10 protein-coding genes are annotated in these 14,563 nt (G+C 48.1%); 5 read left to right on the forward strand and 5 right to left on the reverse strand.

Annotated elements, in window-relative coordinates; genetic code table 11:
- The first annotated feature begins 17 nt into the window (after positions 1–17).
- Positions 18–995, forward strand: a complete 978-nt coding sequence (locus PLE7327_RS08810; RefSeq protein ID WP_015143496.1) for a glycosyltransferase family 2 protein — start codon at positions 18–20, stop codon at positions 993–995.
- Here the strand turns inward: PLE7327_RS08810 and PLE7327_RS08815 are convergent.
- From PLE7327_RS08815 to PLE7327_RS08825, 3 genes are all read right to left on the reverse strand, one after another.
- Positions 992–2,137, reverse strand: coding sequence for a lipopolysaccharide assembly protein LapB (locus PLE7327_RS08815; protein WP_015143497.1), 1,146 nt, complete (start codon positions 2,135–2,137; stop codon positions 992–994). The genes PLE7327_RS08810 and PLE7327_RS08815 overlap by 4 nt on opposite strands.
- Before the next feature lie 94 nt (positions 2,138–2,231).
- Positions 2,232–2,891, reverse strand: a complete 660-nt coding sequence (nblB, locus tag PLE7327_RS08820) for a phycobilisome degradation protein NblB (protein ID WP_015143498.1) — start codon at positions 2,889–2,891, stop codon at positions 2,232–2,234.
- Positions 2,892–2,982: 91 nt separating this feature from the next.
- Positions 2,983–5,073: an acylase gene (locus PLE7327_RS08825; protein ID WP_015143499.1), complete on the reverse strand. Its 2,091-nt coding sequence runs from the start codon at positions 5,071–5,073 to the stop codon at positions 2,983–2,985.
- A 328-nt stretch (positions 5,074–5,401) separates the two neighbouring features.
- Between PLE7327_RS08825 and PLE7327_RS08830 the strand changes: the two genes are divergently transcribed.
- Positions 5,402–6,538 carry a HetZ-related protein 2 gene (locus PLE7327_RS08830; protein ID WP_041391983.1) on the forward strand — a complete coding sequence of 379 codons (1,137 nt, stop codon included), beginning with the start codon at positions 5,402–5,404 and terminating at the stop codon, positions 6,536–6,538.
- A 131-nt stretch (positions 6,539–6,669) separates the two neighbouring features.
- Entirely contained in the window at positions 6,670–8,016 is a 1,347-nt protein-coding gene (locus tag PLE7327_RS08835; protein ID WP_015143501.1) for a PrsW family glutamic-type intramembrane protease, read from the forward strand.
- Between the two features lie 28 nt (positions 8,017–8,044).
- Here the strand turns inward: PLE7327_RS08835 and PLE7327_RS08840 are convergent, their stop codons facing one another.
- Positions 8,045–10,732 (reverse strand): GNAT family N-acetyltransferase, encoded by a 2,688-nt coding sequence (locus PLE7327_RS08840; protein WP_041393040.1) that lies wholly within the window; start codon positions 10,730–10,732, stop codon positions 8,045–8,047.
- 50 nt (positions 10,733–10,782) lie between these two features.
- The gene (locus tag PLE7327_RS08845; RefSeq protein WP_015143503.1) at positions 10,783–11,997 is read right to left on the reverse strand and encodes an RNA-guided endonuclease TnpB family protein; all 1,215 of its coding nucleotides are present in this window, start codon (positions 11,995–11,997) and stop codon (positions 10,783–10,785) included.
- A gap of 227 nt (positions 11,998–12,224) precedes the next feature.
- Between PLE7327_RS08845 and PLE7327_RS08850 the strand changes: the two genes are divergently transcribed.
- Positions 12,225–13,271, forward strand: coding sequence for a Fe(3+) ABC transporter substrate-binding protein (locus PLE7327_RS08850; protein ID WP_015143504.1), 1,047 nt, complete (start codon positions 12,225–12,227; stop codon positions 13,269–13,271).
- Positions 13,272–13,356: 85 nt separating this feature from the next.
- Entirely contained in the window at positions 13,357–14,514 is a 1,158-nt protein-coding gene (locus tag PLE7327_RS08855; RefSeq protein ID WP_144266104.1) for an imelysin family protein, read from the forward strand.
- Positions 14,515–14,563: the final 49 nt, after the last annotated feature.

Here is a 14,563-nt window from a genome sequence, read left to right on the forward strand (position 1 = left end):
GAATCACAAATCTATCTATGCCAGCACCCCTTCCCCAATACTCCCTAGTTATTCCCATTTATAACGAAGAAGAAAACATCTCCGAATTATACCGTCGAGTCAGTGCTGTCATGGATCGATTAAATAGTCCGAGCGAGTTAATTCTAATTAACGACGGCAGCCGGGACAAGTCGCTAGAAATGATGAGAGACCTGCATCAGCGAGATAAACGGGTGTGTTATCTGAGCTTGGCACGAAACTTCGGACATCAAGTGGCAGTAACTGCCGGTCTTAATTTTGCTAGAGGTCGGGTTGTTATCGTTCTCGATGCCGACCTACAAGATCCGCCAGAGTTGATTCCAGACATGATCGAAATGTGGCGGCAGGGATATCAAGTCGTTTACGCTCAACGGATAAAGCGCCATAAGGAAAGTTGGTTCAAGCGCTTTACCGCTTATGCCTTTTATCGTCTGCTGAAATCTCTCGCCGATGTTAACATTCCAACCGATACGGGAGATTTTTGTCTGATGGATCGGCAGGTGGTAGATTTGCTCAACAGAATGCCAGAACGCAATCGCTATATTCGGGGACTCCGGTCTTGGGTTGGTTTTCGACAAACGGCAGTGAAGTTTGAGCGCGATCCTCGATTTGCTGGAGAGGTCAAGTATACTTTTCGCAAATCCCTGTCATTAGCGATTAACAGTCTCGTTTCGTTTTCGAGAATTCCTTTGCGCCTAGCAAGTTATTTAGGACTAATCTCGGCTGTTTTTTCTATTTTGATGGCATGCTTGATTCTCTATTGGCGCTTGCTCGAACCGAATTCTCCCGTAACTGGATTTGCCACGATCGCGATCGCCGTCTTTTTTATCGGTTCGGTTCAGCTTATTTGTATCGGTATTTTAGGCGAATATATCGGACGCATCTATGAAGAGGTCAAAGGCAGACCGCTCTATACTTTAGCGGAAGTCGAGGGATTTGACGAGTCGTTCGAGAAAACAAGCAGGTCGAATTCCTAAAACTCCTGCAATAATTTTTCTACTTTTGCTACGCCTTCACTATTGCCCTGACTCTGGTAAATTTGTTTGGCACTATTGAGGGCTTCCTTAGCCTCTGCGTTTCGCCCTCTGGCTTTTAAGGCTACTCCGAGATTGTAATAGGCATCGGCATTTTGTGGGTCGAGTTCGATCGCATCCTTATATGTCACTACCGCACCTAGATAATCCTGTTGTGCCAGCATAACGCGACCGATTGCCATCCGCGCTTCTATCGATTTGGGTTCTAGAGAGGCAACTCGTTGATAGGCTCTTAGAGCGCCATTGAGATCTTGCTGTTTTTCTAGAATGTTGCCAATTCTCATTTGCACCGCCATATTGCTGGGATCTAGCCGTTCTGCTTCCTGCAAAAGATTTAAGCTGGTTTCCGTATCTCCCTTAGCTAAGGTTGCGGTTGCCAATTGTAGTCGCAACTCGCTGCTATTGGAAAATCGCTGTAGCGAGCTTTGTAGAAATTGAATCGCTTCTTCAGTTTTGTTCTGCCGTACTAATGCAGCGCCCATGATTTCATAAGCTTGCTGATTGTTCGGGTCGAGGGCAATTACCCGTTGATAGGCTTCAGTTGCTCGCGCGTAATCTCCCTGACGTAAAAATACTACGCCTAATCCGATAAAGTTTTTCACGTCTCTGGGACTGAGCTTTGCCGCATAGTAGTAGGCAACTGCCGCATTGGGATAATCTCCGGCATTGGCAAGGCTATAGCCTAAAGCGTAGTATAACTCTGGGTTATTCGGATCGAGGGATAGGGCTTGTTGATAGGCTTTAGCTGCGGCGGTAAAATTTCCCTGACGAGCCTGCAAATAGCCAATTCCAGAAAAAATCTTGGGATTTTGTCTGTCGAGATAGGCTGCTCGTTCGTAAATCGCGATCGCGTTAGCATAATCTCCTGCATCGACATATTCGCGTCCCAAACGCAGTAGCTCCGAAAGCTGTTCTTTTTGTTGCTGGCTCGATGGTAAAGGACGTTCGACTTGTGCCGCTAAGGGAGCGATCGCGTCCAATCCACTTGCTAAACAAGCAACTGCCAGGGACAGCATCATTTGAGAGAAAAATTGCCCGAATGCCGTTTTGATCTGGTTGCGATCGCTTTGAACGTTCCCCATCATAACGCTTTCATACCATTTTGGATTTTGGATTTTGGATTGTCAAAGACGGTTCTCATTTTTTAAATTGGTCTCAAGATCTGAGTGCTAATGACTATTAACCGAGGTTATTTGTTGCTTCTCTGGCAACCAGTTCGACGCTATCTGTTGCCAACTGTTGTAGGGTTGCACGCGCTTGGTCTCCTCCCAAGCGACCCAATGCTTGTGCCAAACGATGCCGCACTTGCCAATCTTCATCCGTAGCAAACGGAATTAAAAGCGCGACGGCACGAGAATCTCCTAATTCCCCTAAAGAACTGATGGCGGCTGTTACTAGCAGATTGTTGCCGCTTTCTAGTGCTTCTTTGAGCAAGTCGAATCCGCGCGGATCGCCCAACTCCCCCAACGCTGCGATAATACTGAATTGAAGCAACCAATCAGGAGTCTGGTGATAACTCCTGTCCAAGTCTTCATAAGCTATCGTGAGTTTCAATCCTCCAATTGCATCGGCAGCAGCAGCTTTGACATCGATTTCTGGATCGTTATACAAGCGATCGCGCAACAACTCCAAGGAAGTTTCTAAATCGTGTTTGCCCAAGGTATCTAACTGACTCACTGCTGCGTAGCGAATGCGGGCGTTGTTGTCGTTTACCAAAGGTTTGATCATCTCAAATGCTACTTGAGAATCTAGCTGACGCAATTGATTGATTCCTCTAATGCGATCGCCATAATCCTCTGAATTGAGTAGTTGTTGAACGGATTCGGGAGTAATACTCATAAAACAAAATCTTAAAGCCTTTGTTCGATCAACTTAATAAAGTGGTTTTTCAAAATAGCTTTCTAAGAATTTACCACTATTGTGCCCGCTATTAAAAAACCTGCCGCGATTCCAGATGTGCCTCGACTTCCTTGCGAGTTCGCCAGATAGGGCGCAATTCTCCGCGAGCATATAAAGGAAGCTGGTCGCCCACGTGGGAAGAATTCGGTTGCGTGGCATTGCCGTAGACAGTCAAGGCTTGAGCTTTAATCGGCTTGTCAAACTCGATCGCGGCAATATAGCTATCGCCTGCCACAACAGAGAAGCGTTCGTCTTTAGTCGTCGCGAGGTCGAGAACTCGGAAACTGCCTAACTCTCCGGGCGCGCCGCTAGCGGGTAAATCTTGTTTGCCGTATCGCAGCCTTACCACCTCGCCCCAGGATACATCCAGCGAACCGTAGAGGAGTTTGACTTGGGCGGCAACTCCTTCGAGGATCGCCAAAGCGTTATTCACGTCAGCCAATCCCGTCGGGGTGCTTAAAGCCTCGTTTTCGTTCCAGGGCTTAGAAAACAACTGGGAAGGGTTCGCCGTAAGCGCCCACAAGGTAAAGAGAACTGCCCCTTTACTATCGGCATTAGTTTGTCGATCCCAGGTTTCTAGTACCTTTGCCGCTTCCAGTCCGATTGGATTTGAGAGCAACCGCGCGGCAGGAATCAAATACTCTAAAATGCGATCGGCGAGTTCCAGGCGAGAGGAGAATTTGCGAGCGAGCATTTCCTCAAAGCCGAGCTTATCGGCTTCCTCGATCAGTTGAATGGAACGCTGGGAACGCAAAATATTACTGGCTTCCCCCAAGGAAGATGGGGCGAGATAGGATGGATAATTTTTTGGATCGAGTAGAGCAGGAAAAGTACTCGTCCAGGGCGGATCGTTGGTATTCTGCAACCAGCCGCTAGCTGGGTTGAGAAGACGGGGTAAGTCTTTGTAGTCGTGGTATTTAGACCATAATGTCTTAGACGTATCGCCTGGGATAATTCCCTGCCAGTAATTCCAATCTCCGGTAGAGCGGATGGGAACTTCGCCGTTGAAGAGATAGAGGATTTTTCCTTGGCGATCGGCGTAGAGAATATTGAATAATGGTAGCTGTAATTGCTGCAAGGCTCCCTCAAACTGTTTGAGGTTAGTTGCCTTCGCCATCTGTAGGAGCTGCTCAAGACCGTTGGGGCGATCGAGTCCCGCAACTCGCAGGACAAAGGCTTTTTTTCCTTGTCTGGCAACTACGACTCCCTGAAGCGATCGCTCGATTTTGAGTTGCTCTTCTAGAAACTTGCCATTCTTTTGCTTAATTTTAATAGTTTGGGTTTCGCTTTCAAAAGGACGTACTTTGCCATCGAAAAGATAGCCGCCATCTTTTAACGTGAGTTGATAGATATCCGCCCCATCGATGGGATTAACCGTCACCGTCCAGCCGAGATTGTCGTTAAAGGCGATCGCAAGAACGGGCATTCCTACCAAGGTCGCGCCATAGGCATTCATTCCTGGCGCAGATAATTGGGCTTCGTACCACAGATAAAAATCCGACCAAGGAAGGTGGGGATTTGCCAACAGCATTGCCTTGCCGCTAGCGGAACGTTCCGGCGCGATCGCCCAAGCATTAGAGCCTCCCCGTATGGGAACGGTTTTGAGCGAAGCGACTTGCTGCGGATTGGCGAGAAAATGAAAATGAATCACCCGTTGGACGTGGGCAAGCACATCGACTCCACTGACGGGCAAGACGACTTTTACGGTCTGGTCAATCTCTTGGGGATGTTTTTGAGCATAATCGTTGATTCCAGCGGCGAAAGCGTCCAAATAGCGGCGCATTTCTTTATCTTGGGCTTCATACCATTGCTGTGCCCTAGCTGGGATCTCCATCGTTTTAACATAGCGATCCGAAGAGAGGTACGACGCTCCCCAGTATTCGGCTGCTCGTCCCCGCGCTTGTCCGTACAATCGCAGAATCAAATTCCCGTGACTTTGGGTTTGCGCCCAACCAAATGCTTTAAAAAGACTCGCGGAATCTCTTCCATAGATGTGAGGCACTCCCCAACTATCCCAGAGAATTTCGGTTTGGCTGGTGCCGCGAACGGGTGCGTTAGCGATGATACAGACGGCTAACGTCAAGCTGATGAGTAAAAGAAAAGCCAATCGCTTTAAAAGCATTCGATTCGGTCTTGATTAATTGCTCAACCAATAATGATAGGCCCGATCGATCGCATTAGACTTTGAACCAAATCAAGCCAAAAATTGTTTTATCTATCTCGATTCAGAACTCTTGAGATGCCGCAGACAAGGGAGAGAGCTACAAAAAAAGAAAGATAAATAAAAAAGAGGGTATAATGGCTGTTTTATGCTCCTTACCTACTTGGTTTTGACGTCTATAGCAAGTCAGGAGCGAAATGGTTGCGATTATTGATATTGAGGGAACCATTGCTTATTATCATGCCCCATGCCCTATCTTAAAGAGTGTGACCCAGCAGCAGTAAATCTCATGAATAAGGTCGCAGAAGAATTAGAACGGTTTTGGCGATCTCGCTTGTTGAAAGACCAACCCGAACAAACTCAACGAGAGCGAGACAGTATTATTAACTGGTTACTGGGAGAAGATCGGGCAGGAGTTGAAGACTTTTCGCCAGAGCGATTGGCGATCGCGCGGCAAGGGATGGACTATCGCTATCGGATCTTGTGCCAGCGCTATCTAAACGTTCACCCAACAAAAGCCTATCGCAACCTCATCAATCGTTTGGGTTCGATCGTCATGCTGCGCAATAAAATTCGCACCTGGGTTGCCCTCAGTCGCGATCGCCAAAGGGCGGTTAATGATGTTCTCCAAGAAGTGATTCAGGAGATGCTCAATAGCGATCGCTACATTCAAGGACAAATTGCTTGGATTGCTCGATGTACGAAGAACGAAAGGTTACGCAACAGTTTACTCCTGACTAGCATTGAAGAATATTGCCTGCGCCCCGTTCGCAACCAGCCTTTGTTAGTCTATCGCTTTGTCAATTATCTGCGCCGCACCCAAAGGGGAGGAATGACCCAAGTCCCTCAAAAAGAGATGGTGCGCTTGATTTCTGAAGAAATTAATTCTGATGAATCGGATGCTTCCGTCAGCTTGCTAGATGCGAGAGCGATCGCCGAGTACCAAGAAACCCAAACCTGGGAAGAAAAGCAAGTTTTGCGCCACAGAGTCCAACAAGAATTTGAAGCCCATTTAGCCGAAAAAGTCGGTCAGGAGGCGGTGCAGTGGCTGAGGCTCTATCTTCAGGGACGTTCTCAAGAAGCGATCGCCCAGAGTTTAAATTTGCCCATCAAGCAAGTCTATCGCTTGCGCGAAAAAATCGGCTATCATGCCATTCGCGTCTTTGCCATGAAGGGAAATCCCGAATTGGTCGCCAATTGGCTCGAAATCTCTCCTAGAGAGCATAATCTGGGACTAACGCCCAAACAGTGGGAAATGTTTTGGCAGCAATTAACTCCTATCCAGCGCCAAATCGTCGAACAGATGAAAGTAGGACAAGGTCTGGACGCGATCGCCCAAGAATTAGGCTGGAAAAAAAGTCAATTGTTCGGCGAATGGAGCAAGCTTTATCTCATGGCTCAAGAATTACGCGGCGATTCTTCTTAACGTTTTTTCTCAAAGGGGATGGCTATTGTACAAAAGTCAAGACAAATAGGGCGATCGCTTTGTTATCTAGAGCGATCGCTAATATACAATCGATAGCATAACAATATTTTGTATTCCTCCTTATCTGTCAGATGATGGAAGAGTCCAGCCATCAGCCCTTTCTCAAACAGGTCTCTCAAATCGTTCCAGGTACTAGACCGATTTTCTATCAACTCTCTGGCAGTCAATCCATCGTTATCGGCAGAGAATCAGATTGTCAGGTGATTCTGGATTCTACTCACTATCAAGGAGTTTCTCGACGGCACGCCAAGATTAGCCCGGCAGGATTTGGCTCGTTAAGCGAACCTACTAGCTGGCAGATTTGTGACTTAGGAAGCTCTAACGGCACTTACATAAACGGTCAACGCCTCTATCAATGTCAGACTCTCAAAGCAGGCGATCTCATCAAACTCGGTCACCAAGGACCGGAATTTCTCTTCGAGTCTCAAACCCATTCGGCAAAGACGAATACTGGCATACCGATTCGAGGGCGATTAGGTACCGACCTTAGTTTAACTCAACTCATCCCGATCGTTTCCACCCAAAGCGATCTGCGCTGGCGAGAGCTAATGATTCCGGGTGCGGTCACAGTTTTTTTTGTCGTTCTGATGTTCAATTATGTCGGCACGAATCCTGCTGCGTTTATGTGGCTGTTGGGAGTGTTTTTGGCTAGTGCCTGTTACTATGTCATCGATCGGCTTTGCGGTCGTCACAAAGCTTGGTGGGCGATCGTTGCTACAGCGATCGCCACGATTATTTTCAATTTAACCCTGTTTAATTTATTTGCCCACGTCTTCCGCTATATTCTGCCTGGAAATATCGAAGAGTTATCTGCGCTGCGCCAACAAGGTGAAGCCATCAATCCGATTGATTGGTTCGTCAGAATGTTTTTTGGGGCGGGATTGCTAGAGGAATTCACCAAATCTTTGCCCGTGTTTGCCTTTTATCTCATTGGTCGTCAGTTGCGCTCTCCACTGCGAGAGCGGGTTGGCGTGTGGGAACCACTAGATGGGATTTTGTTAGGGGCTGCCTCTGGGATTGGCTTTACTCTCGATGAAACCCTCGGACAGTATGTACAAATGGCAATACAACGGGGAGGGGAACTAGCTGGACTGCAACTGCTCATTCCGCGAATCTTGGGAGCGATCGCGGTTCACGTCGCCTATAGCGGCTATTTCGGCTATTTTATCGGCTTGAGCGCCCTTAAGCCAAGCAAGCGCTGGCAACTTCTCGCAATCGGCTATCTGAGTTCATCCTTTCTCCACACGCTCTGGAACTCAGCCGATATCCTCAGTCAAAATGCCCTCATGAATAGCGTTCTACAATGTGCGGCAGGGGTTCTCGCCTATGCTTTTCTCATCTCAGCTATCCTCAAAGCCCGCCAAATTTCTGCCACTCGCGCCCAGGATTTACCCACTCGCTTGGGTTCGTCTAATTAAGCAGAGTGACAAATGACAAAGGACAAATTCATCGATCCTCTCGCAATCGCAGTCGCACTGCAACTACATCTGGATCTTCTGTGGGATGACGCTCGAAGCCCAGGCTTTTAGCCAGAGCGAGCATGGCAACATTATCAGCCAAGATTTCTCCTACCAGCTCTTTTATGCCCTTGTCTCGGCAATAACGAATCATTTTTTCGAGTAGAGCGCGTCCCATTCCCTGACGCTTCAAATCGGATCGCACGATGATGGCAAACTCGGCGGATTGGTTGTCGGGATCGGCGATCGCGCGTACTACGCCCAGCGTTTCTGGATGGTTTTGGTCGTCGGCATTTGTAGCAATAAACGCCATCTCGCGATCGTAGTCAATTTGGGTAAAACGAGCCATCTCCGAGTGAGGAAATCGCTTTACCAATCTGAAGAAACGGAAGCGGATATCTTCGGGGCTAAAGTGCTCAAAGAGTTCGTAATGAGCTGGTTCGTCTTCGGGACGGATTGGGCGAATCAGCAGCTTGCGACCCGACCGGAGAACGACGTATTCTTCTAACTCGCGCGGGTAAGGACGGATGGCGAGACGAGCCGAACCCGGCATCGTTGCAGATTTGATAGCAATGCAGGCATCTAGAGCAATAACTCCCTGCTCGTCCGCCAGGAGCGGATTGATATCTAGCTCGACAATTTCAGGAATATCGACGATGAGCTGAGAGATCTGAATCAGCGTCAGGCGAATAGCATCGAGATTGGCTGTTGCGCGATCGCGATTTTCTCGAAGCAACCGCGCGATGCGAGTCCGGGAGAGCAACTCGTCGGCTAAGGTCGCGTTCAAGGGCGGCAATCCTACCGCGCGATCGTTGAGTGCCTCTGCCGCTTTACCCCCTTGACCGAACAAGATAACTGGACCAAAGATAATATCTGTGCTAACGCCGACAGTCAGCTCGTAAGCATTGGGACGGCGAATCATCGATTGCACGGCAAAGCCAGCGATGCTAGCTCCCGGACGCAGTTCTGCCACGCGCGATCGCATAGTTTCGGCAGCTAGCCGCAGTACTTCGGGATTGTCTAAATTCAATGCCACGCCCCCTACCTCAGATTTATGGGCAATCTCAGGCGAGATAATTTTGAGCGCTACCGGATAGCCGATTGCCTCCGCCACGCGCAGTGCCTCTTCGACAGTCGCTGCTACCCGCGTCTCGACAATCGGAATCCCGTAGGCTGCCAGTACGGCTTTTGATTCGGGTTCGCTCAGCATTCTGCGCCCCTCAGCCAAGGCTTGCCGAACGATGCGCCGTGCAGTTGCCGTTATGGGGGTAAACTCAGTTGGAATCGATGGCGGCGTTTCCATAAGCATTTCTTGATTGTGGCGATGGCGAACCAGATGCAAGAAAGCTCGTACCCCTTCATCGGGGGTGTCATAGGTCGGAATGCCTGCTACGATGCAATGAACGCGAGCTATCATAGCAGATTCCGCGCCCATCCAAACGGTGAGTACCTGGGATTTTTTCGAGCGAATCGCCTCTACTATCGCTTTTGCTGTTTCTTCGCTGGGGGCGATCGCAGTCGGCACGTGTATCGCTAAGATGGTATCTATTTCGGGAGCTTGCATGAGAATGTCGAGCGCCTGAGCGTAGCGATCGCTATCCACCTGTGCACTTAGATCGACTGGATTGCCAGGAGACCACGCGACAGGTAGCTCTGCCTTGAGTTTCTCGACAGTCTCCTCAGACAGCTCGGCTAGTTGCCCGCCTCCTAAGATTAAAGAATCCGTCGCCATGACTCCCGATCCCCTACCATTACTTAAGATTGCCAAACGATCTCCCCTAAAAGATCGCAGACGGGCTAGTGTTTCTACTGCTTCAAACAGTTCTTTAATATCAAATACTCGCAGCATTCCGGCTCGGCGAATGGCTGCATCATAAACGGCATCAATGTCTGCCATCGCTCCCGCATGGGGGGTAGCGGCTCGCGCTGGTTCTGTCAACCGTCCTGCCTTGAGTACCAGCACGGGCTTGTTGCGGGCTGCACCTCTGGCTGCCGACATGAAGCGCCGTGCCGAGCGGATGGCTTCGACGTACAGGAGGATTGCTCGCGTGCCGGGGTCGCTGCCTAGATAATCCAGTACATCTGCGCAGTTAACGTCTACACTATCTCCCAGAGAGATAAAGTGAGAAAAACCAATCCGCCGAAATTTTGCCCAGTCCAGCACAGCCGTGCAAATCGCTCTCGACTGAGACACAAAGGCGATTTCTCCAGCTAGCGCGTTTAGGTGAGCCATGCTAGCATTGAGACCGATCTTAGGCACGAGAAGACCGAGGCTGTGGAAACCGAGTAAGCGCAAATTATAGGGTCGCGCCGCATCGAGCATTGCCTGCTTGAGAGAATCCCCTGCTGAGTCAGCTTGCCTGTCGCTTCCATCTGTAATGACTACTGCCGCCTTGGTTCCGCGATCGCCTAGTTCTGATATGATTTCGGGGACTGTTGCTGAGGGCGCGCAGATGAGTGCCAAGTCTGGAGTCAGGGGAAGGCTGGCAATGTTGGGATAGCAAAGCACTCCTGCTACGGCGTTGTATTCTGGATTGACTGGCAAGATTGGACCGCAGAAGCCCCCGCCTAAAAGGTTTTGCATCACCAGTGACCCAAGGCTGGGAGGGCGAGGCGAGGCTCCGATTACAGCCACCGACTCCGGTTCAAAAAGATATTCTAGGTTTTTCAGGCTCACTGCTTTAGCCTCTACCAACGAGAACCGATTGTCATCGTGAATTACCCACACTAAGCTGACGCTATAGTGTGGGCTTCTGAGTTCACAGGGGAATGCCTCAAAACAGACTTACGTCCACCCTTCGGTCTTACTTCCCCTCCCTCAGCAGCAGTCCTGATTCCCAAGACCGATAGCTGTCTGATGCCTTCTGCCCTTATGTTTTTGGCTGCGTTCTCATCTCTATCATGATGTGTGCCACAACTCGGACAAATCCATTCTCTTATCTCCAATGGCATCTCAACCATCTGATAAAGACACTCAGAGCAGGTTTTAGAACTAGGAAAAAACCTATCAATTTCTAACAACAAACCACCCTTATCTTTGAGCTTATAGTCTAGAAAATTGACAAACATTCCCCAACTGACATCGGATATGGCTTTAGCTAGACTTCTCAGACGAACCATACCCTTGATATTTAGATTTTCAACGACTACTACCTGATTATCATCGACGATTTTTCTCGATAATTTATGTAGAAAGTCTCGACGGGCATTGCTAATGCGTTCGCGAACTCTAGCAACTAATTTTTTGGCTTTATCTCTTGACTTACTTCCCTTCTTTTTACGAGCTAGTAAGAGCTGTTTTCTAGCTAAGTTTTTTTCATGTTTTTTTATATGTCTAGGGTTGTTGTATTTGGATGTTTTACTACCGTCGTGAGTAATAGCAAAATCTTTTACTCCTAAATCAATCCCAATTACCTTACCCGTTACAACAACTTTAGGGGTTTCTTGTTTGGTATCAAATAACAACGAAGCATAGTATTTCCCTGTCGGTGTTTTAGTAAGAGTAACGGTTTTCAAATCTCCCTCAAATAATCGATGAATAGAAGCTTTTACTACACCAACTTGTGGGACTTTGATCCCACTATCAATTACCTGACAGTTTTGAGGATATTGCGCTGATTGTTTATCATGATAGGATTTGAAACGTGGGTACTTTGCTCTTTTCTCAAAAAAGTTTTTGAAAGCTTTAGTTAGGTTTAAAGTAGTTGATTGCAAAACTTGAGAATAACATTCTCCTAACCATGCAGTATCCTCTGATTTTTTTAGCTCCCTTAGAACTTTATTGAGAGCTATTTGAGTCAAACCTTTTCCTGTTTCTTTATATGTCTCATTGCATAAATTTAAAGCATAATTCCACCACCAACGAGCCGCACCCATGATTTGACCTAGTTTTTGGGATTGCTCTGAAGTTGGGTAAATTCTGACTTTGATGGCTTTATACAAGGTTTTCAGGCAAATTGTGGTTTATGGTAAAAGCATAGCACAAAAAAGCGGATGCGACCGACCTGCCGTAAAACGACGGGTCGCACGTGCACCTTACAAATCTTCCTAAAATTTTTTGAAAGTTATTAGAAATTATTAGCAATAGTAGTACAATACCTGATGCGGAAGCGATCGGCTATCTGCACAAGCATCTATATCGGAGCGAATAAAGGAGAAGGCTAAAAAACGTGAACAAAATTTCCCGGCGGGTCTTTTTAGGAACTAGCACAGCCGCGATCGCAGTCGCTGCCAGCCAACTGACAATAAGTTGCACTAATAGAACCAAACAAATTAACCTCTATTCATCCCGTCATTACAATACGGATACTCAGTTGTACGACGACTTTACCAAACAAACGGGAATCGAGGTAAATGTTGTCGAAGGGGAAGCCGATCAACTGCTAGAGCGAATTAAAAGCGAGGGAGCTAGCGGTCCGGCAGATGTTTTCGTCACTGTCGATGTCGCTCGTCTGTGGCGTGCCGAGGAAGCAGGAATTTTTGCACCTATTACCTCTTCAGTTATCGAACAGAGAATTCCCAAGTACATGCGACACCCTGAAGGTTACTGGTTTGGTTTCGCCAAGCGAGCGCGGGTCATCATGTACAACAAAGAGCGAGTCAAGCCCTCAGAACTTTCTACTTATGAGGCTCTTGCCGATCCTAAATGGAAAGGTAGGATTGTCGTTCGCCCCGCCAGCAATACCTACAATCAATCTTTAGTCGCCTCAATGATTGTGGCACATGGCCAGCAGGAAACCGAAAAATGGTGTCGGGGAATTGTCGCTAACTTGGCGCAACCGCCTCAAGGAAATGACATGAACCGCATTGAAGCTGTTGCCTCTGGCATAGCTGACCTGACGCTGGCAAACACTTACTATTTCGTCCGCTTTGCCAAATCCAAAGATCCAGCCAAGCAAGAAGTCTTCAAAAAAGTTGGCGTATTTTTCCCCAACCAAAAAGATCGCGGAGCGCACGTCAACCTAAGCGGTGCGGGCTTAGTGAAAACCTCTCGCAATCGAGAAGAAGCCATTCAATTTTTAGAGTTTCTCACAAGCGATACAGCTCAAGTCTTCTTAACCAAAGATAACTATGAATATCCTGCCGTTGAAGGCTTATCCCTAGACCCAGTTCTGGCTAGCTTGGGTTCTTTCAAGCCGGATTTAACCGATATCGCCTCCTACGGTCCCAATCTTGCTAAAGCTGTAGAAGTGATGGCTCGTGCTGGCTGGAAATAAAAAAATCTCAAGGCTAAATTCTGGAAAACAGAAAGCGTTGCTCGATCCCTTTCTATTAGCCATGTATACCAACAAGAGAGAGACCATGAACCATAAAAAAAGATTAAGTCAGAAACAGCTGTCTTGCTTGACAGCTATCCTGCTTAGTTTAGCGACTCTAGGCACTGGTTGCAGCAGTAACCCATCTACTCAAGCCGATCGAACTTCCGATAGCAATCCTCCGGCGGCGACAACAGAAACGCAAGCGGGAGAGGTTCGGGAGATTGTCGTCAGCGATTTTACCAACCGTGTCGTCGTTCCAACTTATCAAAATTTAGTCGCAAAAGCTGGAGAACTCTCCAAAGCCGTGAATGCTTACGTCGCCAACCCTAGCAACGCAACGTTGAAAGCAGCCCAGGAGGCTTGGAGAGACGCTCGCGTTCCTTGGGAACAGAGCGAAGCCTTTGCCTTTGGTCCAGCAGCTTCTCTCGGCTATGATGGGGACTTAGACGACTGGCCCGTCAACGAAACCGATGTCAAAGCCGTTCTAGCGAGCAAAGCCGAATTGAATCCCGACGCGATCGCGCAATTGCAAACTACTCAGAAAGGCTTCCATACCATTGAATATTTACTCTTTGGGTCGAATAACGATAGAAAAGCCCAAGATCTCTCCAAACGGGATCTGCAATTTCTGAAGCTTCTGGCAGATGCTCTCAACCAAACCGCCCAAGACCTAACCAAGAGTTGGAAAGAAGGAGTAGGAAGCAATCCAGCTTACAGTCAAGTCTTGGCAACGGCAGGAGATAGCAGCAACACCACCTATCCTACGGTCAATGCTGCCCTAGAAGAGATCGTCCAAGGCGCGATCGGCTGTTTGGATGAGGTCGCCAACGAGAAGATTGGAGAACCGCTCAAAGAAAAAACGACTAAAAATCTGGAAAGTCGCTTTAGCCATAGTTCCCTAGACGACTTTAAAAACAATATCCGCAGCATTGAAAATGCTTACCTGGGCAAAGTGGCTGAATCGAGTGCCAGTCGCGGCAAAAGCCTCAGCAACCTAGTCGCTCAAGCCGACCCAAAACTTGACGAACAGGTGAAAAGCGAGATTCAAGCAGCCCTGGCAGCTCTCGATGCCATCCCCAATCCCGTCGAGCCAAAAATGAGCGATGCAGCAGCTTTAGCCAAGATGGAAGCGGCTCAAAAAGCCATTCTTACCCTTCATGCAACGATGGAGCAGAAAGTTTTACCGCTCGTTAGGGGATAAGGAATGAAAGGGTTAGTGGTTAGTAGTGAGTAGAGCTGTTTGATAGCTA

Origin of the sequence: Pleurocapsa sp. PCC 7327 (assembly GCF_000317025.1) — a bacterium.
Classification (GTDB): domain Bacteria; phylum Cyanobacteriota; class Cyanobacteriia; order Cyanobacteriales; family Microcystaceae; genus Hydrococcus.